At 39.5% G+C, this 21,828-nt stretch carries 21 protein-coding genes; 8 read left to right on the top strand and 13 right to left on the bottom strand.

Features of this window, described 5'->3' with window-relative positions; translation table 11 throughout:
• Positions 1 to 66 precede the first annotated feature (66 nt).
• Positions 67 to 720 carry a DUF6058 family natural product biosynthesis protein gene (locus tag PSR9079_RS01350; protein WP_145236013.1) on the top strand — a complete coding sequence of 218 codons (654 nt, stop codon included), beginning with the start codon at positions 67 to 69 and terminating at the stop codon, positions 718 to 720.
• Positions 721 to 1,539: 819 nt separating this feature from the next.
• Here PSR9079_RS01350 and PSR9079_RS01345 read toward each other — a convergent pair.
• Both PSR9079_RS01345 and PSR9079_RS01340 read right to left on the bottom strand, forming a co-directional pair.
• Complete coding sequence (locus tag PSR9079_RS01345; RefSeq protein WP_149980143.1) at positions 1,540 to 2,013, bottom strand: hypothetical protein; 474 nt, start codon at positions 2,011 to 2,013, stop codon at positions 1,540 to 1,542.
• An 897-nt stretch (positions 2,014 to 2,910) separates the two neighbouring features.
• Positions 2,911 to 3,198: a hypothetical protein gene (locus tag PSR9079_RS01340; RefSeq protein WP_149980142.1), complete on the bottom strand. Its 288-nt coding sequence runs from the start codon at positions 3,196 to 3,198 to the stop codon at positions 2,911 to 2,913.
• A gap of 224 nt (positions 3,199 to 3,422) precedes the next feature.
• Here PSR9079_RS01340 and PSR9079_RS01335 point away from each other — a divergent pair, with 224 nt between their 5' ends.
• Together PSR9079_RS01335 and ykgO are read left to right on the top strand one after the other, a co-directional pair.
• Positions 3,423 to 3,674, top strand: coding sequence for a type B 50S ribosomal protein L31 (locus PSR9079_RS01335; protein WP_145236032.1), 252 nt, complete (start codon positions 3,423 to 3,425; stop codon positions 3,672 to 3,674).
• Between the two features lie 2 nt (positions 3,675 to 3,676).
• Complete coding sequence (ykgO, locus tag PSR9079_RS01330; RefSeq protein ID WP_149980141.1) at positions 3,677 to 3,820, top strand: type B 50S ribosomal protein L36; 144 nt, start codon at positions 3,677 to 3,679, stop codon at positions 3,818 to 3,820.
• A 72-nt stretch (positions 3,821 to 3,892) separates the two neighbouring features.
• Here ykgO and PSR9079_RS01325 read toward each other — a convergent pair whose 3' ends face one another.
• On the bottom strand, positions 3,893 to 4,282 hold the full coding sequence (locus tag PSR9079_RS01325; protein WP_149980140.1) for a cytochrome b562: 390 nt from the start codon (positions 4,280 to 4,282) through the stop codon (positions 3,893 to 3,895).
• A 148-nt stretch (positions 4,283 to 4,430) separates the two neighbouring features.
• On the opposite strand from PSR9079_RS01325, the gene PSR9079_RS01320 reads away from it, so the two are divergent.
• A complete protein-coding gene (locus PSR9079_RS01320; protein ID WP_149980139.1) occupies positions 4,431 to 5,510 on the top strand; it encodes an ABC transporter substrate-binding protein in 1,080 nt (359 codons plus the stop codon).
• 62 nt (positions 5,511 to 5,572) lie between these two features.
• On the opposite strand, the gene PSR9079_RS01315 is transcribed toward PSR9079_RS01320, so the two are convergent.
• The 5 genes from PSR9079_RS01315 to upp form a co-directional block, all read right to left on the bottom strand.
• Positions 5,573 to 7,345, bottom strand: a complete 1,773-nt coding sequence (locus tag PSR9079_RS01315) for a sugar phosphorylase (RefSeq protein WP_145236046.1) — start codon at positions 7,343 to 7,345, stop codon at positions 5,573 to 5,575.
• A 69-nt stretch (positions 7,346 to 7,414) separates the two neighbouring features.
• Positions 7,415 to 8,635 carry a glycosyltransferase family protein gene (locus PSR9079_RS01310; protein WP_149980138.1) on the bottom strand — a complete coding sequence of 407 codons (1,221 nt, stop codon included), beginning with the start codon at positions 8,633 to 8,635 and terminating at the stop codon, positions 7,415 to 7,417.
• Complete coding sequence (locus tag PSR9079_RS01305) at positions 8,628 to 10,370, bottom strand: HAD-IIB family hydrolase (protein ID WP_149980137.1); 1,743 nt, start codon at positions 10,368 to 10,370, stop codon at positions 8,628 to 8,630. Before PSR9079_RS01305 ends, PSR9079_RS01310 begins: the two co-directional genes overlap by 8 nt.
• Positions 10,371 to 10,519: 149 nt before the next feature.
• Entirely contained in the window at positions 10,520 to 11,752 is a 1,233-nt protein-coding gene (locus tag PSR9079_RS01300) for a solute carrier family 23 protein (protein ID WP_149980136.1), read from the bottom strand.
• 2 nt (positions 11,753 to 11,754) lie between these two features.
• The gene (gene upp, locus PSR9079_RS01295) at positions 11,755 to 12,384 is read right to left on the bottom strand and encodes a uracil phosphoribosyltransferase (protein ID WP_145236059.1); all 630 of its coding nucleotides are present in this window, start codon (positions 12,382 to 12,384) and stop codon (positions 11,755 to 11,757) included.
• A 202-nt stretch (positions 12,385 to 12,586) separates the two neighbouring features.
• Between upp and PSR9079_RS01290 the strand changes: the two genes are divergently transcribed.
• The gene (locus PSR9079_RS01290) at positions 12,587 to 13,429 is read left to right on the top strand and encodes an ABC transporter substrate-binding protein (RefSeq protein WP_149980135.1); all 843 of its coding nucleotides are present in this window, start codon (positions 12,587 to 12,589) and stop codon (positions 13,427 to 13,429) included.
• Between the two features lies 1 nt (position 13,430).
• On the opposite strand, the gene PSR9079_RS01285 is transcribed toward PSR9079_RS01290, so the two are convergent.
• Together PSR9079_RS01285 and PSR9079_RS01280 are read right to left on the bottom strand one after the other, a co-directional pair.
• Positions 13,431 to 14,402 carry a Gfo/Idh/MocA family protein gene (locus PSR9079_RS01285; protein WP_149980134.1) on the bottom strand — a complete coding sequence of 324 codons (972 nt, stop codon included), beginning with the start codon at positions 14,400 to 14,402 and terminating at the stop codon, positions 13,431 to 13,433.
• A 1-nt stretch (position 14,403) separates the two neighbouring features.
• Complete coding sequence (locus tag PSR9079_RS01280; RefSeq protein WP_149980133.1) at positions 14,404 to 15,354, bottom strand: oxidoreductase family protein; 951 nt, start codon at positions 15,352 to 15,354, stop codon at positions 14,404 to 14,406.
• A 195-nt stretch (positions 15,355 to 15,549) separates the two neighbouring features.
• Between PSR9079_RS01280 and PSR9079_RS01275 the strand changes: the two genes are divergently transcribed.
• The gene (locus PSR9079_RS01275; RefSeq protein WP_149980132.1) at positions 15,550 to 15,732 is read left to right on the top strand and encodes a DUF6435 family protein; all 183 of its coding nucleotides are present in this window, start codon (positions 15,550 to 15,552) and stop codon (positions 15,730 to 15,732) included.
• Between the two features lie 90 nt (positions 15,733 to 15,822).
• Here the strand turns inward: PSR9079_RS01275 and PSR9079_RS01270 are convergent, their stop codons facing one another.
• Together PSR9079_RS01270 and PSR9079_RS01265 are read right to left on the bottom strand one after the other, a co-directional pair.
• Positions 15,823 to 17,166 (bottom strand): multicopper oxidase domain-containing protein, encoded by a 1,344-nt coding sequence (locus PSR9079_RS01270; RefSeq protein WP_149980131.1) that lies wholly within the window; start codon positions 17,164 to 17,166, stop codon positions 15,823 to 15,825.
• Positions 17,154 to 17,669, bottom strand: coding sequence for a cupredoxin domain-containing protein (locus PSR9079_RS01265; protein WP_149980130.1), 516 nt, complete (start codon positions 17,667 to 17,669; stop codon positions 17,154 to 17,156). The genes PSR9079_RS01270 and PSR9079_RS01265 overlap by 13 nt, the downstream gene beginning before the upstream one ends.
• Positions 17,670 to 18,255: 586 nt before the next feature.
• On the opposite strand from PSR9079_RS01265, the gene PSR9079_RS01260 reads away from it, so the two are divergent.
• A complete protein-coding gene (locus tag PSR9079_RS01260; protein WP_149980129.1) occupies positions 18,256 to 18,555 on the top strand; it encodes a hypothetical protein in 300 nt (99 codons plus the stop codon).
• A complete protein-coding gene (locus tag PSR9079_RS01255; protein ID WP_149980128.1) occupies positions 18,552 to 19,139 on the top strand; it encodes a hypothetical protein in 588 nt (195 codons plus the stop codon). The genes PSR9079_RS01260 and PSR9079_RS01255 overlap by 4 nt, the downstream gene beginning before the upstream one ends.
• 455 nt (positions 19,140 to 19,594) lie before the next feature.
• On the opposite strand, the gene PSR9079_RS01250 is transcribed toward PSR9079_RS01255, so the two are convergent.
• Positions 19,595 to 21,697: a TonB-dependent siderophore receptor gene (locus tag PSR9079_RS01250; RefSeq protein WP_149980127.1), complete on the bottom strand. Its 2,103-nt coding sequence runs from the start codon at positions 21,695 to 21,697 to the stop codon at positions 19,595 to 19,597.
• Between the last annotated feature and the right edge of the window lie 131 nt (positions 21,698 to 21,828).

Genomic DNA, 21,828 nt, shown 5'->3' with positions numbered 1-21,828 from the left:
TTAGTCCAAAATAAACAACTGTATAAATAAACAGTATATTTATTTTCTAACCTTGAGTGCACTTTTATGCGTTTATCACGATTTTTAGCAACCCATTTTTATCACAGCGAAGAGCTTTGTCATGCCTTAGCAATCGATGAAGATACTCTTGCAATTTGGCAACAAAACGGGTTATTTCCAAAACCCAGTTACTGTATTAAAAATCAGCTTAGTTGTAGCTCTTACTCTGGTTTATATGAATGCGAAGAATACGACGACTTCTATCCAAGAGGATGCGTTAACTGGGGACAAGGCTTAGCCAAGCAAAAAATTGATTCATCCAGTCAAGCCTTCAACTACTTTGCACAGCAATACAGTGCAAGTTTAACGAAGTTAGCTCAACAAGGATTTGAATTTAACGAAGAGCTATTTGGTTGTGAATTAGAAGAGCACCTACAACAAGTATGGCAACAATTTTTATGCAGTAAATACGGTGTGCTAACTCAAAATGGCTTAATTGAAGAAATCGCCGCCGTTGATATTGGTCGCTTAGTTGTAGATGATATAACCGAATTACGCACAAAGCCAAACCTCACACAAGCAGAGCGAAGCAAATTACACCCTGCTTTAAAACTATTAAATCGCGCGCTTAGTCATGGTGCCGAACACGAAAAACAACATACCCTTCGTGCCCGTTATATTGATGCACTGGTGCTTAAATATGATTTGTCGGTTAAGTGAAGAAAAAAAGTTTTAGGTTTTAGGTTTTAGGTTTTAGGTTTTAGGAAAAACAATAGTGCCACATCACAGTTTTGCATAAATGTAACCGCAATATGATGATTTTTAAGAGTAGTGTAACCAAACTTACTGAATGAGTACTTTGAGCGCGATGAAGATGGCCACTCTAGCGCATTTCTGGACAAAAATGAGTTAGAGTTAACGGGCTGCTCTGTGCTGTGAGCGGTCATTGGTAACACTTGCCGTAAACGGCACAAAATTGCAGGCTAAAATTGGCGACGAAGGAGCACAAGCTCACTGTTTTGTGTCCACGGTTTAACGGCCTTGTTAGGCAATGTGTTACGCATGTGGCTCAGTTGGGTAACTATGTGTAATGCAACTATGGCTGCATTTTTCACAATCTGCCGAGATAACCAGCTTATAGTTGATGAAATACCCAAGAATATTGAGCAATTTTGGCATGTACTTCACAAAGAAGCGTGCAAGTATAAAATACAAAATAACTACAGATACTAAAGACCTTAATAGTTCAGGGTTTGTGTTTACACCTGCCAAAATTGAACCAACGGCGCCGACAAACAGTGATGTTACTCCATAAACTATCGCAAACAAAATTGCAACGAAAGGAATGCAAAGAACAAACAGCCCGAAACAATCTAACAGACTAATTTTAAATTCGATTTTCCGTTTAGGTTTATTTCCACAGACACTACATTTCATCTAGTTGCCTAACACCCGCCTAACACGCAATGTGTTGGCGTGGCTTTTTGCGTTGTTTGCCAAAACCATGACAACTAAACATTGTCGGAGTTAAGGCGCTTGTTAGGTGCACTTTATTAGCTGCACTGGTGAATTACAATACTCTAAATTCCCTATTAATTCGTTATTATCTGGATAGTTAGGGCAATTACCGATATTGACAGACTGAACGCTGCCATTTGGTTTCATCTCGACATCGACAAAAGACGCAACAAGCTGGTCTTCTAATTGACGGCTCCAAGTAAAGTGATAATTGGTATTGTGTGATTTTAGGAATGTTCTATCAGGCACATTAAATTTACTTGTAAAAGAAGTTAAAGCCACACTCTGATTTTTTACATTTATTCTCGCTGAACGTGCTGTCCAAGAGAACGGCCAAGATCTCGTGATATCGACAGCTATGTTGCATTCGCCAAGCTCAGAGGTACGCGATAGTCCAGAGATTACCTCTGCATATTCGATGTTCTTTAAACTACTCGAACCCGCTTGGCAGAGCCAAATAAAAAGAATAACTATTGGAATCAATTTACGATTCATAATGGATACGCCTCACGTCCTTTGCTCCTAACAATTTAATAGTGCGCTCATCGCGCATATTTCTGCCGACGCCACGCTCATTTTTCTGTATGATATAGTTTTAACAAATAACCTAAGGTATTACTATCATCAAGTTTTCTAAAACTTTAAAGAAAAGTTAAATAAAACAATATGCGCGCGTCGCTCATTTTCATGAATATATGCGCAAAGAGCAGTTTTACTAATCAATTAACGACGATATTTAGCCACTTTCAATGACTGGTTGGACTCACAGCTCAAAGCAGCCCTTTAGTGCAATTATGTTAACTCATCTTGGGGCAGAGACGAGTTATATACATAACCCGCCTCTGGCACTTTTCTACCTATCAAAAATAGAGCTATTCGTCATTTTCACTGGTTTTTATTCGATGGCTCAGATAACCACCAAACAACACCCTGCTCTTTTCGTTAAAACTTGTTGCTGCTTGTAATTGTTTTCGCATTATCCACCATTAGATCACGCTTATTGTCCAAGGGGTTACGCTGTCGAAATGGTCTATGTGATACCGTACTGGTTTTGTTCTTTGTCGCGCTCTGCTGCGAAGGTGCATTAAAATAAGCTCAAGCTATCTTAACTTTATACCAATCGTGTTAAGTTACTAACTATTTATAGCGACAGATAAATACAGTGATAACAAGGCGTAAATTTTGACATGTAGTTGTTCTACTTGAAAAAATTATAACGCAGTTAGCGCTTTATTTAGCTCGCTAGAATGGTTAAATATTTAAGTCGATTGGTATTACACCTTGCCTACTAACAAGCTGAGTATGTGCAGCATTTGGACCAGCTATAATAGCAAGAAATGCAAATTGCCTTATAAAGATTAACTCAGAGCCATTTTATCCAATATGCAAAAGTTACTCTTGATGCTCAAACTGACCGCGATATACTTCAAATACTTTTAAAACCGTATGTTGCGCTTTACTAAGGCCATCAAACCAGGCATCAAAAATTTCATCATCGTCTTGATCACTTAATGCCAAATACTGTGCAAGCAATTCAACAATGTCATTATGGGTGCAGCTTAATGGGTCTATTTGTTGTGCTAGGACACTATGATCACGACTACGTAATGTCTCCATGACGCCCTGATCTATTTCCTGACTTTGTTCACTACCATGCTGTTGTTGGGCTGATCCACTCATAATAATCTGACTCCTATTCTTGATTACTTATTATTTATAACAGGCTAATTCCCAATAGCTAGTTTTTTTAAATCAACTGCTGATTTTTTAACTTGTTTGTGTGAATAAACATCAAATTAGCTACTTTACCAACAACTCAAAAATAGTATTTGCAAAGAATTCTTATTTACTATAAATTACAGTGATAATATCACATAACATTAATTTCCAGTAAAAGGCTATTTATGAAACCTAATATTCACCCTGATTACCAAACGGTTGCTTTTCATGACACGGCCGCCGATAGCTACTTTATTATTGGTTCAACAATTAAAACTGATCGAACCGTTGAGTTAGATGGCAAGACATACCCTTACGTACCTATTGATGTATCAAGTGACTCACATCCATTTTATACCGGTAAGCAAAAATCTGTTGCAACAGATGGTCGAGTTGCTGCGTTTAATCGCCGCTTTAAAAACTTAGGGAGCAAATAATCATGAAAGTCTTGAGTTCATTGAAAAGTGCTAAAAACCGCCCTGGATGTCAAATTGTTAAACGCAAAGGACGCGTTTTTGTGATCTGTAAAGACAATCCACGCTTTAAAGCAGTGCAAGGTATGAAAAAGAAAGGAAGAAAATAAACAACTATCATAGACTGTACACCTTGATATAGGCGTACAGTCTTTAAGACTAAACTTAAATACAATCTAACCTTATTTACCGAACAACAACTCCCAAAATCCTGGTGGCTCATGCAGTTTGTGATATTGCTTACGTAGCCCATCAATGGCTTTTAACGGTCCTTTGGCTGCATCGAGTCCTTGCTCATTAGCTAATTTTTTTGCAAGTTCAGCTTTTGCGATCACTTTATCTAAACCTTGCAGTGACTGCTCAGCTGCTTTGTGAAAAGTCGCGGATTTGCTACGTTTAACCAATGTAATAAACTCATCGATCGCAGTATTAAATTCAGACAGTTGTGTTGCTTCAACACTATTTTTAAACGCAAGTCCTGTATTCTTCATGTTGGCTTCAAGATCTAAATCATCGTTAGCAAATAAGCTCGGAACAAACAACAGTGCCACAAGACACAGAAATACTTTCATAATAATCCCAACAGTTACAACTCAAAAAAATGAAAAATCATTATACACCGCAGCGGCAATGAATATAACCTTACAGTGAATGTGGTGAAAACTAATTGTGTGTTAGAATTCGCTTTTGTTGATGTGACATGTTTCGGATTTAGAATTAATGCGAAGATTGAAAAAGCAATGGTGGATTCTCTTACTGTGTTTAATTGTTAGCCCTCTGAGCTTTGCCAAATTAGATATTATCTTTGTAAATCCTGGTTTTGCAGATTCATCTGATGAAATAAACACAACGGGTAACTTTTGGTTCAAAGTATCTAAGATTATGCTTAATGCGGCGGATGACTTAGATATAAACTTGCACATAAAATACGCGAATCGTAATCATATCTTAATGAAAGAACTTATTAGGCAGGCAATTAAAGACAAGCCTGACTATTTAGTTGTGGTAGATGAAAAAAGCGTTGTCAGTAAATACTTAGCAAAATTAAATACCAGAAATATCCCTATTTATTTTTTATATAGCCGACCTGCTATCGGAAAATTTATATCATTAAAACGAGCTGGCGTTAAGATTATTGGCAGCGTCATACCGGATAATTATGCTGCAGGGGAAGCTCTTGCACAACAGTTACTTATAAAACACACAACCACATCAACTCAACCTGCTAATATACTCGCTCTGATGGGTGATTATACAACGCCTGCATCGGTAGAACGTGTTGCAGGCCTAACTGAATTTGTTAAGCAACATGAAGATGTTAACTTTATTGGAAAAGAGGTTGCCAATTGGTCTGAACAGGAAAGCTATATAAAAACGTTAGCGTTTATGGAGTTTGCTCCTGAGATCAATATTATTTGGTGCGCAAATGATGCTATAGGATTTGGTGCAAAACGGGCATTACAAGCGCTCAATAGTGCACATAAGGTAGTTGTTGGTGGGATGAATTGGGATTCTGTGCCACAAGGTATCGAAGCATTAGACATAACATTGGGTGGTCATGTGCTATTAGGTGCCTATGCACTTATTAATATAGTTGATCATCATAATGAAAATACTCGAGTTCCCCTAAATCATTCATCTTTATCCATATTCAGTAACCTTACTACTGAAACCATACCTCTTGTAAAGCACATAAATGAAACTGATTTAGCCGACATTGATTTTGCTCAATTTAGTAAAACTGCCTCAGATCCGAGGCCATTTACAGTAGATAACCTCGTCAAAGCCCTTAATAAATAACACTGTAAAGGGGATTTACAGCCCTTTACAGTAACTCTGCCGTTTTCCAGTAAAATAGCTAACTATTGTCGATTCGATAGCCATAGCGGCTGATAAGGCGCAAGTTCAATACTTTGTTGCCCCTGCTCTATTGCCTGAGCAGAAATAAGTTCAAACCACTGCTCAGTATCAATTAAGTTCAGATCAGCTAATAGCAGAGTCTGAGGCTCATCGCTAATGTTATAAACACAAAAAACACTTTGCCTACGGTCTATACTTTGACGCCAAAAACCAAATAAAGCACCGGTTAAATGTAAGGTAAATTGCGTCGCATTAGGGTGAAAAGCATCTTGCTGCTTACGAATAGCCAGTAAATTATTGATTTGAGTAAACACGTGATAATGATGACTTGATTGATCGGCAAGCTTTTCAAGTAGTGCCGACTCTTGCCAACGATGACGGTTAATACAGCGGTTATGCTGGCTATTTTCAAAGCGTTCATAATCATTGGTGGTACCAAGTAAACTATGAATATAAAGCCCAGGAATGCCTTCGAGGGCAAACATAATAGCATGAGCACAGGTAAAACGTTGTAAGCCCCACTTATCCACGCCTTTATGAGTGCCTTGTAAGGCATCAAATAACGCAATATTAAGTTCATAGGGTGAGCTGGTGCCATTATTCGCTGTGCGCATTGACACCTTTGCGCCAAAGCGACTAACCGTATTGACCATTTGCCCTAGTTCATCCTCGTCAAGCAACCCTTCGACAGGACGTAAGCCAATTCCATCGTGAGAAGCTATAAAATTAAAGTAGGCAGTACCATTTTGCGCTGGCGGCATGCTCATCATCCAATGTTTGAGCGCTTTACTGTCACCACTGAGCAAGGTATGTAATAACAAAGGCGGCAATGAAAAGTTATAAATACAATGTGCCTCATTGGCATTACCAAAGTAAGATAAATTTTCACGATTAGGAATGTTTGTTTCAGTGATTATAACTGCACTTGGTTCAACATGCTCTATTAGCGTTCGCAGTAATCTGATCACTTCATGTGTTTGCGGTAAATTAATGCAAGAAGTATTAAGTTCTTTCCATAAAAAAGCCACAGCATCAAGGCGAAATATCTTTATACCATTATCCAAGTAATGACGAATAATACCTACAAATTCATTAAGCACTAATGGGTTAGCAAAGTCTAAATCAACTTGATCAGGGCTAAATGTGCACCAAACATGGCGCTCCCCTAGTGCCGTTTGCACTGTATTAAGTAACGGTGATGTTCTTGGTCGCACAACGTCAGATAGATCGTCATTTAAGCTAGCTGTTTTAAAGTAGCTTAACCCCGGCTCTTTGCCCTGAATAAAGTTTTCAAACCAACGACTGCGACTAGAGCAGTGGTTGATCACTAAATCAGCCATTAGCTTTACATCTTGAGCTATTCCTTGAATATCATCCCAACTACCAAGAGATTCATTCACTTGTACATAGTTCATTACCGAAAAGCCCTCATCAGAGCTATAAGGATAAAAAGGTAATATATGCAACGCGTTAATCGTTCCCGCACACTGGTTTTTCATAAACCGATGAAGGGTATGTAACGGTGGTTCACTCGGTACCGCAACTGCTTGTTCGGCATCGCGATAACGCATAATTGAATCGCCATAAGCAATCAAAATTACATCTTGCTGATCCCAGCGGTTTTTATGCGGCGTAGGGTCTCGAACCGGGTCGTCTCTTAACATCGTGGTGATCAACATGCTTGCGAGCGCATCAATACTCATACATAAGTCAACACCCTCATATATACTCGTCAGGTGCTGTTCAACCCGTTGTTCAAATAACGCTTTACTCATTACCCTACCCCGTTGTTTATACTAATTTTTAAATTATTTATCTGTAATTAGTTCTCTGCTTAAGTATTATTATGAAAACTCTTTATTATCAAGCTCTACTGCTTCTTCTAAACGCGCAAACACATCTGGCATTGCTGAGGCTACACGGTTCCAGCTAGGCACAAATGGCGCTTCCATTGGATACTGTAAAAAATGCTCACCTGCGTTCATAATGTTTTGCGCAAACATTTCGACTGCTTTTTCTTCTTGATGAATATCGAGTTTTAAGCCGTTCATCATGGCATCGTTATGATAAGTTTCAATAAAATCCAGTGCGATACGATAATAAGTTGCTTTAAGTGACCGAATGGTTTCCGTGGTAAATGTCACTCCTTGCGTGGCTAACTTACGAAACAGCGCTTTGGTGATATCTATCGACATTTTTGATAAGCCAGCCGCTTGATTATCCAGTGACAGCGCTTGGTGTTTATGATCATAGTTATCTGCAATATCTACTTGGCACAAGCGATTGTGTGAGTAGTTTCGGTACATTTCAGACAGTACGCCAATCTCTAAGCCCCAATCGCTAGGAATACGAATATCGTTGAGCACATCACGGCGAAACGAAAATTCCCCCGCCAGCGGATAACGAAATGAATCCATATATTCAAGGTAGTCAGTGCTGCCTAAAATGGTTTTAAATGAACGCAATAAAGGAGTAACGAGTAAACGCGATACACGGCCATTGATCTTGCCATCAGCAGTACGAGGGTAAAAGCCTTTACAAAATTCATAGTTAAACCGCGGGTGAGCAACTGGATAAATTAATCGCGCTAATAAACTACGGTCATAAGTTAAAATATCACAATCATGCAGCGCTATTGACTCAACTTTTGCCGTTGCCAATTTATAACCCATGCAGTACCACACATTACGGCCTTTGCCGAGTTCACGCGGCGCGACGCCTAACGCTTGCAACTCTTTATCGAGTGCTTGCAAACGTGGCCCTTCGTTCCAAAGCACGCGGTGATGTTGGTCAAGCTCTGCAAAAAATTGTAATGCATGACGATACTGACTCTCATCGGCCCTGTCTAAGCCAATCGTAATTTGCGACAAATAAGGAACATGTTTCAATTCTTGCACAATATTTTGTAATGCAGAGCCTTCAAGTTCACTGTACAGCGAGGGTAAAATCAAGCCCATTGGCCGTTGTTTTGAAAAGCTAACGAGTTCAGCTTCTAGATCAGCCAGCGGACGGTCGGCAATATTATGTAATGTTGTTATGATGCCATTTTGGTAAAAATCAGCCATGTGATTGCTCCTGTTTAGACGCTAATTGCGCTTTGATAACACTTAGATCTGCTACTTCATCGAGCCAACCTTGTGGGGCTGGGTGTTCACTAACACGCCATGGTTTGTGGGATAATTTTGCCTTGGCTTTACTGGCAGGATTATTAATTAAAATCGCGATATCTGCGGCATCCAACATCGCCATATCATTTTGGCTATCACCCAGTGCAATAGTGGTGAAAGCATGACGACAATGTTTTTTAAATTGCTCTACTAACCAGTTTTGCGCTTTACCTTTATTGGTACTGCGATTTAAATGAATAAAACGCCCGCCTATTAACACTTCATAACCAAGCGGTTTTATTGCTTCTAAAAAGTCAAGTAGCTGTTGCTCTGTGCCTTGCCAAAAAAGCGGATCTGAATATTCACGAATACGGGCAAGTTCGCTTTGTGCTAGGCTCAAGTCTGTTATCTGACTGACTTCTTGCGCTGATAATTGACTGAACAAACGGTAATAAGCACTAAACTCGCTACCGTATTCAAGTAATTCACTGTACAACTGTTTATTGGTTGGCGACAGCGCATAACGCCAGTGTTCATCCAGCTCTTCGCAGCCAATTGGTTTTAATGAAAAATAATTTTTTGGAATATATACAGCCCCGCCATTTTCAATAATAAACGGCTGGTTTAACCCAAGTGATTTTTGCAGTGAGATAACCTCTGCAAACGTTTTGCTGGTATTAAAAACTACAGCGATACCTGCGCGACTCAATTGGCTTAAAAACGGAGCAATCTCAGTACATTGGTAATCGTTATGATCAAGTAACGTACCGTCTAAATCAGTGAAAATAAGTGGCATTGCAACATCATCAGCGCGAAGCTTCATGGCACTAATATCACGTACTTTATCTAGGCTCAGTAATGCATCGACTTGCTCTGGTAACTGAGTTAAATTTTCTCGCGTAATACGTTCAAAATGAGAAATAAATCGCACTAATTGTTGCTCATCGAACGTTCCTTGGCCTCGTCCTTTATGCGACAATAATTTTTGCTCTTGCTCTAATCGCCACCCATATACGTCGGCAAATGACGGTGCTTTTAGCATCACGGTATAATCAATCATTGCAAAAATATCTTGGTATTCATTCGCTAAACAACTGTTTACACAGCGTCGCCAAATACCTTCAGGATCCTCGTATTGTTCTAATTGATTAACTGATTGATGTAATTGATAAGGTTGTTGCGCTATGCTACCAACACACCAACCTTCAAAAAAAATGATATCAACAGGCTGTTTATTAGTAGGCCATAACGCTTGCGTAACTGGATCATCGGTTTGTTTATCAAACTGTGGCAAAGGCACCCCTACTTCACCTGCAAGTAACGCGGTAAAAGTCTGCTGCATAAGTGCTGTATCATGGGTACCTGGCACACCACGCGTTGCAAATAACGGATGTACATCTTTACTTAATTGTTGACGATGCGCGTGGCTGTGATAAAAATCATCAATCGACATCGCAATACTATTAAACGCTGTATTACAGTTGATCCAAGTAACTAAAAAATCAGCTAATGTCGTTTTACCGGAGCCTTGGCAACCATTGATTGCCACCAGCATTGGACCATCAGTTGGTTTGCTGTGGAGAATATCTTCAGCGAGTGGGACGAAATACTGTTCACTCAAATACTGATATTTGAGTGGCAGCTGATGTTTTGCTAAAAATGGGGTGATATCCACAATATTTGTCTCTTGCATTAAACGCTCCTGATCAGTATGACACTGTTAATGAGGTAAATGCAGTTACTAGACCAGTTTTATAACTTTATATTTTTTAGTTAGTTAAAAAAATAGCGCATATTAAATGCGCTATTTTGGTGCAAATTATTAGCTGAATGTGCAAAATATTACGTTGGCTTATCAGCCTTTGGTAACACTAAATTAAGCACTATGCCTAAAATAGCGCATAGGCTCACGCCTTGTAAGCTAAATTCGTTGCCACCGATATGCATACCACCAATGCCACACACTAAAATGAGTGCCACAATACTGAGGTTACGTGGAGCCGTTAAGTCTTCTCCACTTTTCACTAACGAATTTAAACCCACCACAGCAATTGAGCCAAACAGCAAAATCATGATCCCCCCCATCACAGGTACCGGTATGGTTTGCAAACCAGCGCCCATTTTAGCCACAAACGCTAAAATAATGGCGATAATGGCAGTCCACATCATCACTTTAGGATTAAAGTTACGCGTAAGCATCACTGCGCCGGTGACCTCTGAATAGGTGGTATTAGGTGGCCCGCCGAATATAGACGCTGCAGTAGTAGCTAATCCATCACCAAACAAGGTGCGATGTAAGCCCGGTTTTTTCAAATAGTCTTTATTGGTGACTTGGCTAATCGCCATCATATCGCCAATATGTTCAATAGCGGGGGCTATTGCCACCGGCACCATAAATAACACCGCTTGCCATTTAAACTCAGGCCAAGTAAACGCTGGCATTGCAAACCACGATGCATTAGTAACAGCATCAAATTGCACGATCCCTAAATATAGCGATAAACTGTAACCTGCGATGACTCCAGCTAAAATAGGGATCAGCTTAAATACACCTTTACCCCATACCGCGAAAATTAGCGTGACTAACAACGAAAATGCCGCCACCCAAATGGCTTGCTCGTACGCAATCAACTGAATTGAACCATCGCCGCTTTTTCCCATTGCCATATTAACTGCAACAGGTGCCAGTGCTAAACCAATTACCATGATCACCGGACCGACCACAACGGGTGGTAATATTTTATGCAGGGTAGCTACACCTTTTAATTTAACTAATAGACTTAACAACATATAAGCCCCGCCGGCAGCCATTAAGCCCCCCATTGTGGCAGGCACACCCCAAAGTTGTACGCAGGCAATAATAGGGGCAATAAACGCAAATGATGAAGCTAGAAATATCGGCACCTGGCCTTTAGTTACCAAATGGAACAGCAAGGTACCAATACCTGCCGTAAAAAGTGCCACATTTGGATCAAGCCCCGTTAATAAAGGAACTAACACCAAGGCACCAAAGGCGACAAATAACATTTGCGCCCCAGTTAAAATTGTTTTAATTGAAAAGGTCGAATTATTCACTGTTAGACAGTACCAAAAATTTTATCGCCAGCATCACCAAGGCCAGGAATTATATAGCCTTTCTCATTTAAGTGGCTGTCTAATGATGCGGTAAAAATCTCTACATCAGGATGAGCTGCAAGGGTTTTTTCAACCCCTTCAGGTGCGGCAACCAATACAATCACTTTAATTTCTTTACAACCCGCTTTTTTCAGCATATCGATAGTCGCAATCATCGAGCCCCCAGTTGCGAGCATTGGATCAATAACGAGGCTCAAGCGCTCATCAATTTTGCCTACTAACTTTTCAAAGTAAGGAATTGGTTCTAATGTTTCTTCATTACGTTGCAGGCCCACAACACTGACTTTTGCAGCAGGCAGTAACTGCATAACACCATCCATCATGCCAAGGCCAGCACGTAAAATTGGCACAACAGTAATTTTTTTACCTTTGATGTGCTCAACATCTAATTGATTACCATCCCAACTAGTGATTGTTACTTTTTCCAGTGGCAAATTTTTAGTCGCTTCATAGGTTAGTAATGTACCCACTTCAGACGAAAGCTCACGGAAACTCTTAGTACTTATGCCATACTCTCGCATAAGGCCAAGTTTATGTTGAACAAGTGGATGGTTAATTACATGAATAGTCATAATAGCGCCTAAAAGAAAAATAAATTGCGCTTATTTTAGCTTAAAAAATTCCATCAGACTTTAAAAAAGCATGATCTGTTCAATAAAAATAGTATTTTATGTTCCTAATTCAGTGCTTTATCTCATTTAGTTCGATAATTGTTATTTTTCAAAGCAACTACACTATAATAATGGCTATGAAAAATTTGCTCACAAAGGTTTTATGTCAAAGTTTGTTGTTGGGATGTTGATCGGTATTTTAGCAGTAATGCCTTCATTAGCGATGGCTAAAAAACCATTAAAGGTGCAAATAATGACCGACTTTGCGTCACAGATAGATGATGACCCACTAAATATAGCCACTAGATTTATGCTCGATATTGAAAAGCATCTAAATGGTGCCATTGCGTTAAACTTTATTCCAGCGAGTAGATTAAGGGAATGGCAGCAATTGCACACAATGAAAAATGTGTGTTTGTACAATAAAACCAAAACACCTGAACGCCTTGAAAATGCATTATTTAGTACATACCCAATTATGGCTTTTCCGGCCAACCGCTTAGTGGTGTATAATCATCCAGAACTACCAGAAAATATTAGTTTAAGTGATGCGGTAAATAAATATGATCTCACCATCGGCATTGCTTCAGGACGTTCATATGGTCACGAAATAGATGACTATATTGCCAAGCATAACGAATCATTTATGGTTTTAGGCGGCACAACGAGCGCTTATCGCCTTAGCCAAATGTTATTTCAAAATAAGTTCGATGCCATTATTGAATACAGTGCGGTATTTATTTCTCGTCACGGTACTGATCCAAGAATAGAAAATATCCGCTACCTCAGCGTAGACAACACTAATCAAGCAGTGTTTGGCTATATTGCATGCTCGCAATCGGAGCTAGGCAAACAAGCAATTACGCTATTTGACCAAGCATTGCAAACACAGGCAGTCCAGCAAATTATTCTTCAGAGCCACGCACAAATATTTGCTCCGCCGGAGCAGGCGCTAATGCTAAGCGCATTGCAAGATGCTTTTAACGTAGCAATACCCGCACGCTGATTTAATTGTTTAAAATTTGCTCCATCACCCAACTAGTATGTGTGGCCGAATGACCTGTTGACGGATGTGTAATATTTTCAAATAATGACGAGGCCATATTTTGCACATGATATTGTTGAACATGAGGCGGATTTTCGATACTTAGTTGTTGCTGACCACTTTCGTTAATAACCGTAATTGCTTGCTCATCAAATACGCTAAAGCTGATCTCGCCCTTTTCACCGTATAAAGTAACAACATCAAAACGAGAAAAACCACCAAAGTTCCAACTTCCTGAGCCGGTAATACCGTTTTTATGCTGCCAACACGCAGTGATTGCATCAAAAGCGCCATATAAGTTTTGCTGGTTTGTCGCCAGTCCTTTCACTTGTTCATAATCACCAAATAAGTAACCAAATAAATCGAGACCATGGCTGGCTAAATCATCAAAATAACCTCCTGGTGCGATAGTTTTATCGGTACGCCAATTGTAAACACCTGATCTATCTTGCTCGCTGGAGGCTTTACTCAAGTGCCAATTAATATGTCGCACTTGGCCGATTTCACCGGCATCAATCAAGCTTTTCACTTTATTAAAGCGCGGTAAAGAACGTCGATAATACGCGACGAACAAAGGAATATTTTTACTACTGAAAGCTTCAAGAATAACTTCACTGTGAGCCAATGTCGGCGCCAGTGGTTTTTCAATACAACATGGTTTGCCCACAGCAGCAACTTTTAGCGCCAGCTCCATATGGCTATCGGGAGGCGTTGCGATATATACGGCATCAATATCAGAACTTACTATCAATTCATCGGCCGTTTTAAATACCATAGGTACGTTATGGCGTTTTGCGTAATCTTCAGCAAGTGCGGTATCTCGTCGAGTAACGCCTTGCAACACAAAACCTTTCGTATTTTTATACGCTGGGCCACTTTTCACCTCGGTTACAGCGCCACAGCCAATCATTCCCCAACGGATCTGTTTCGTCATTCTACGTTACCCCAAAATTTGTTTTTGTAATTTGATATTGCATATAAGCATTAATTTTTACGTGTTCTGGACTCCAACCCATTAAAAATCGGTAAAAGTCAGCCCATACAACTGGCCATAAGGTTTGCCATTCGTTAATAGCAGCATGGCTATATGCACTTTTATCAAATATGTGCATGGCATTGGCAAAATATTTAAAGTAATCGGCTAAGTAATCATCAGCTCTTTGTTGTAATTGCTGTTCATTTAAACAACTACCCAAAAAGTACATAATGTCAATAACACCTACTCCAGCGCCAACATATTGAAAGTCATATCCTAAAACTTCCATAGTCGAACTATTAACAGCGAAGTTCGCGAGTTTTGCATCACCATGAATAAGCGTTTGATACTGACATGCCCGAATAGTTTGATCGATGCTGTGTGCTTGTTGCTTGAAAGCACAATCTGCCATTTTTTCATACTCGTCTGGCCGAGTGGCTAAATGCCAATAACTCCCCTGCGGCCATAAGCCATCAGCTTTGACTTGAAAATGAAAAGCATGAAAATACGCCAACCACTTAATAATGGCTGTAACATGTGTATGGATTGGTTTTGCGTTTACAAAGCCACTCTCTGTAAAATCAGCAAACACTAAGACTTTGTACTGCTCATGTTTTATGGCATTAAAACACCTTAAAGCACCTGCTCTAGATGGTAATCGCGACGCATAATGCTGATACCAATAAAACTCGACTTCATAAGAATGACGCTTTCGGTTAATTGCAAACTCAGTTTGCGAAATTCGCGGATGATTTATATAATCGGGCACACTAATCGCTTTAATGACGCAGGCTTTACCGTCTAAACGACAACGCACTATTTCACCACAGCCACTCCATAAAGCAGTAATTGTTTCAGTGATTTTAATATTTTTATAATGAAGACCAATTAATGGCAGATAAAAAGACATACGCACCAATATTCATAAAAACACCTAGTATGACATAAACATTTTAAGATTAAAGTGCTTACAGGCAACGCAGAACACTACTTAACTACATGTTAGCAATCATTATCTTTTTGCCAGCTTACTATTTCAACATAATGTAAACCAATGCATTGATTGAAACGTATCAATTTGCACCTGTTATTAAACGAGTAATATATGTTTTCATTCTTTAAGAAAGACCCAACTAAAAAGCTACACAAGCAGCTTTCTATGAAACTAGAACAAGCCATGCATGCCCAACGTAATGGCGATATACGCAAATACTCAGAACTTTCCTTTGAAGCAGATCAAATAGACAAACAAATAATAGAAATAGAAAAACAAAATAAGCGAATATAATACTTGATACCATTTATTTAAATAGTTGATTATTTAGAATAAAAACGGGCCCGTTCAGGCCCGCTTGTGTATTTTTTCAATTGAGTTGCTTTAATCTCCGTTTGGTAAGACTTCAATTACCGACATCATGCCTTTATCTTCATGCTCAAGAATATGGCAGTGATAGACAAATTTACCAACAACGTCATTTGAGAAACGGATCTTAATTTTTATCCAAGCTCCCGGTGGAATAGGAAAGTTGTCATGCGAGACATTAGGTGATGTATCGCGTGTCAGATCGCCATGCTTACTAATCTCAACCACAGAGAACTTAGATTGATGAACGTGAAAATTGTGAAACTCATCCGAAATATTATGAATAACCCAAGTTTCAACGTTATTAGCTGCAATACACAGGTCGAGCCTATCATGGTTAAATTCATCAAATCTATTCGCCGTCAACCACTCTTGAGTCATCTCTTCTGGCACATCAAAGGCCTGTGGCTCGCTACGCGGGGTCATATCCGTCATCATAGTGAATGACTCTTCCTTATCTATTTCGCCATTCCAAAACGCGATGGTTCTAAACTCTCCGTCATTTAATACAGCGCCTGGTAAGCTACCATCGCTACATATGGCTGACGAGGCTGTAGGAGATTCATCTACAGGGTTAAGATCGGCAATCACATCTGATAGCTCAGCACCAGCTGGTTGCAGAGGTTCAGACATATCTAAGCCTTCGATATTAATATTCATGATTTTACCAATCGGCCACAAATCGGCACATGATTTAGGATCGCCGTCTGGACACTCCCATTTAGTGACTTCTAGCGATGCAGAAATATCAGACCCATCACAGGCATTTCCTAATGTTGCACAGATAAGTCCTCTATCAAGATAAATTTCTAACCGAGCACTTGGAAACAGTACTAAGTCACCATCTGATATAAAACCTGAGTCAGCATCTTGTCCCACAGCTGAGCCATCATTTGTTAGTATTTGAAACGGTAGTAATACATCACCAGCACGCAACTCAAGGTTGTAGGTAACTGTCGCGCCTACATTAGCAATTCTGAATATTTGTGCAGTGTCATTAGGTATAGTGATCGTCGGGACTAACTCACCATTAACAGTAAACAGCCATTTTCGTTCTATACCGTCATCGTTATTATCATCATTTTGCCCTTTACAAGTGCCACCTTCTAGCATCGGGTATTCTTCCTCACCGCAATATCCAGGATCATACCATTGTACTGTATGCCATGGCTCACCAACGCTTCGTTCAACTTGTAAATCTTTAAGAACGATGAAATCTACGTTAGTACGGCTGCGTTGGCGCGCTTCTTCTTCAGCATCCTCGGAGGTAACACAGGGATTATCATCACCTTCTCCACTGAGCTGACATTGAAGCCAAGTATAATCCCAAATATCACCTATGGTTATCAAACCAGACAATCCACGCGCCACTTGCTGCTGCGAAACACCATGCGAATGAGGATGAAACAATATAAACCTAACGGGTGGTCTTTAGGAACTTGAATACTATAAGGGATTGTAGTCAGCTTCGCATCATGACTTGAATGCATAGAGCCATGATCTGGCGTTTCATCTGCACAATCGCCAATACTGCCGTCAAGCTTTTCAATAGTATTAGATTTAACAAATACGTTGTCTCCATAACGCCCATCAGGGGCATTCATGGGAGATACTATTAATCCATGTGTGTGAACATTGGTTTCGGACATGGTTGCCCCTTTAGTCCCCTCAGGTCGCTCGGGTACACATGGCAGTGCATTTTTTAACTCGTAGTGTAATAGATCTCCTGGTTGAAGTGCCCATACATCAGGCACAAGACTTGGTACTGACTCAGTTCCATCCGCTTTTGTAAACGAATACAGATACAAGCCATCGACTTGTCCAAAACCAGGGATATTTGCGCTTGCTTCTTGCGCCGTCAACACACCATCAAAAATATTCTTTAACTCTTCGTCTGGTTTTTTTCACTATCATTATCATTACATCCCATCGCCAACATTAGAAGCAACGACACCCCCATAAATTTAATACAGCCAACGGTTCGAATATTGGTCTTAAACTTAGCCATCCAACGCTCCTTATCCCATTAATATTATTGAAATTTTTATATTCAGTTAGCGTCACCAAAATCAGATTAAAACTCACATATTAAAAGATACTGATAAGGTTATCCCTTAGACTCTGGATTAACTGGTTAAATTACTTCTGCTATTAAAGATAATTTCAAAAGCAATATTAATATTAGTAAGGGTTATTTGAATCTTGCAAATTTTTCAAAAATTTTTTACATAGGGTGTTTTGCTTCCTCGCAAGGAGTGTTGGTCTTCGAATTTCAATTCGCGCTGAATAATGGCCCCAAACAATAATATTTAACTTATCTAAGAAAGTTAAAATTAAAATACTCCACTTTAAATGTTAATTTTTTGATGCAAATTATTGAAAAGCTAATAAACCACTGCTAGCCTCAAATGCAATAGATCTAAACTTGTGTATAGGAAGTTATTTCCGATGAAACTTAAATTAGTTTTATTACTCACCGTTCCATTTTTTGCTACAGCGTGCACTGTGACTGATCCTGTATTTACTAAACCAGGTTCTACACCATCACAGGCGTCAGAGGCTTACCAACAATGCTTATATCAGGCTGAACTTGCTACAGCAAACACTGGTGCTAAAGCCCCAAAATATGACGCAAAAATAAGTGATGCAGTAAGTTCAGGTATCGCCGATGGTATTGCTAGAGGTTATGAAGAAGGAAATCTTGTAAATCATTGTATGAAAATGCAAGGGTATTCTAAATCCCAGTGAATGAATCAAGCATACATCTAGATACATATTTTCATATACGTGTCATTTTGGGTATGGTGACAAGCCTTGCTATCACTCGGTTATTGACTGGTCTCGCAAGGTTTATGCAACACCCTGGACGCGTGCATGTTTATTCGCTGCACATCGGTTGGGTGGTATTTTTATTGCTCGAAGTACAGCGCTTTTGGTGGTTTGAATACACGCTTGCAACTGTTACCGAATGGAACTTTGCACGTTATGCATTTGTGACTGGTTACGCCGCACTGCATTTTTTCCTTGCCACGATGTTGTTTCCTGATGATATGTCGGAGTTTAATGGCTATAAGGGATATATGGAGGCTCGTCGCGGCTGGTTTTTCGGCTTGGTAGCGGCATTACTAACGGTTGATTTAATTGATACTTTACTTAAAGGGCAGGAATATTATTCACATCTAGCGCTAGCCTTCCCGGCACCAGAGATAGTCCTCATAACAGGTGCTATAATCGCGGCAAAAATTAACAACAAAACCTATAATCAGTTATATTTATTGCTTTGTTTAACCACACAAATTTTATTAATTGTTTTCCGAACAGGATCTTTTTAAGCTGATTAACAGAAGTACAACCTTATGGATAAGCCATTTTCTATGTGAAATTTAATATGTTATTGAATACATTGTAATAACCACTAAAGATTGCATACATTACTTATCTGATTAATATTACAATTTTTACACATATTCACAGCTAAAGGGTAAATAAGAATATTAGTCTTTATAAATTATTAATGTTCAACTTTGCTTTTGTGGTATGTAAGTGTTCAGGTACACTAATCGCCTTGTTCTCTCAGACTTAACCATCAAAACAACAATTCACTATTGTTCCACAACCGCTCCAAAGGAATATAATTATTCCATTAGTTTTTAATCATTATAGTGACGTTTTAACAAACCAATAAATACAAACTTTCGCCCTTAACAGCATGCTTGAAAGATTCAATAAAAAATTATAACAATAGCTTACCTAAAACCACAAGGTAAGCTATTAAAATCAATAGTCGTTAAAACTGATACCTTACTGAAGCCTCAATATTACGTGGCGCGCCAAAGAAGCCTTGGTTATAAAAATCAATACTGGAGTAATATTTTTTATCAAACACGTTATTGATATTCATTTGGCCGCTAAACTGATCTGTAAACTTGTAACGCGCCATCATATTAACCAGCCAATAACTTGCTTGCTCTGCACGGTGAGCATTATTAGGGCCTACATTTTCATTGTAGATTTCATTTTGCCAATGTGCATTAACACCAAATTTAAACGCCTCATTATAATCATACATTCCAGACAGTTTAACTAAGTGCTCTGGGTTATGGGTTGCAAAAGGATCACCATTTTCATCTTCAGATTTAGTGTGTGCATAACTGAAATTAGCATTAAATGAATCTGTCACTTGTCCTGAAACTTCTACCTCAAAACCTTTACTCTGCGTACCTTTTTTCCCGACATATGGAAAGCTCCCATCAGGCAATGGTTCTGTGAATGAAGGGTCTAGTACTGCTACATTATCTTTTTCGACTTTGAATACGGCAGCAGTAACAAGTAGTCGCTCGTCAAGCCAGGTGCTTTTTACCCCAGCTTCTAAATTACTGCCTTCAACAGGGTCAAGACGTTGATCATTTTTGTCTTTTGCATTTTGTGGCTGGAAAATTTCAGTGTAGCTTGTATAAATTGATACCGTAGGTACAGGTGAGAACACTAGTCCCGCATAAGGAGTGTTAATGCCCGTTTGTTTGTAATTATCAGCACTGTCTACCTCATTTTCATAATCATAGCGACTAAAGCGGTTACCTAGAACAAGGGTTAGTTTATCCGTTACACTCAGTTGTGTAGCAATATACGCCCCAACCTGCTGTTCGTTATTTTTTCCGGAAATAGCCGTATCTGCATAAGTAGGTTCAGATACACTGCCATCCCACTGTAAAAAGTTACCAACGGGATCACCACTGATAGCATAAAATGAATCAGAAGTGACATGCTGATCACTTAAGTTAGCCCCAACAATCAAGCGGTGCTCTCGAGAAAACAACTCAAAAGGACCATCTGCGTATATGCGCGCACTATCCAAAGTACGATCACTTTGATAAATCATTGACGAACCACTCATACCAAGCCCAGTGTCTCGATCAGGATACCCACTTAAGTATAATAGTTTGCCATCCATTTTATCATCTCGGCGTTCGTATTCTGCTCTCAACTGCCATCCATTTGCAAAGCTATGCGCTAAATTAACAAAGGCACTGGTATTATCGCGATCCCAATAGGTCCAGTTTGCAGCCGTTGTACTTGATATAGCTAGATCATCTGCAGAGGAGCCATCTGCATAAAATAAAGGTAATGCACCCCATGTAGAGCCTTTAGGCCTACGTTTCGCATGCTCTATTCCGATGTTCATCTCAGTATTCGCGCCTAGATCAAAACCCACGGTTGTATAAAGTTGAAGATTATCTTTTTCAGCTAAATCAACATGGCTTTCACCTTGATCAATACTCGCAGCTACACGGCCACGAATACTGCCATCGCTATTGAGTGGCGTGTTAAAATCACCTTCAAGTCTAACATTTTGCCATGAACCAACTTTCGCAGTAACGTAACCTTGTTGTTCAAAACCTGCTTTTTTACGGATCAAATTGATTGCCGCTGAAGGTTCACCCGCTCCAGATAGTAAGCCCGTCGCGCCTCTAACTACTTCCACACGCTCAAAAAGAATGGAGTCTGATACTGCCTCTGAAAAAAAGCTATTATAAAAAACCGGTAAGCCATCATACTGAAAATTGGTAACGGGATTACCACGTGCGCTAAAGAAAAAACGGCTGGTTTCTGCTTTTTGAACATTGATCCCCGCAGCCATCCCCACGACATCTGCCACATTATCCAGTGCAAAGTCTTGAATTGCTTGCGCATCAATTACAGAGATAGACTGAGGAGTTTGTTGCACTGAAAGCATTAAGCCTGTAGCGCTGGTATTATATTCTAACCGTTGCCCTAGCACAGAGATTTTTTCGATATTTGCTTCTTCTGTGCCTTGCTCATTTGCAAAAGCTACACTCGACATTGCTAATGTAACTGCCATAGAGATGTAAGAAATAGTTGGATTAAACATGGACCCTCAAGTCAAATAAAAACAATTTGCACTTAGATTAACGTTTTTTAACAACAAATACAATCATAAAGTTTTACAACCTATAGACTTACAATTGAATAACATATTACTGTGCCGGCGGAATAACACTT

The sequence above is a fragment of the Pseudoalteromonas rhizosphaerae genome (assembly GCF_902498845.1).
In the GTDB taxonomy this organism is placed as follows: domain Bacteria; phylum Pseudomonadota; class Gammaproteobacteria; order Enterobacterales; family Alteromonadaceae; genus Pseudoalteromonas; species Pseudoalteromonas rhizosphaerae.
Note: the sequence above shows the minus strand (reverse complement) of the source record. Positions and strands in the feature narration are given on the sequence as shown.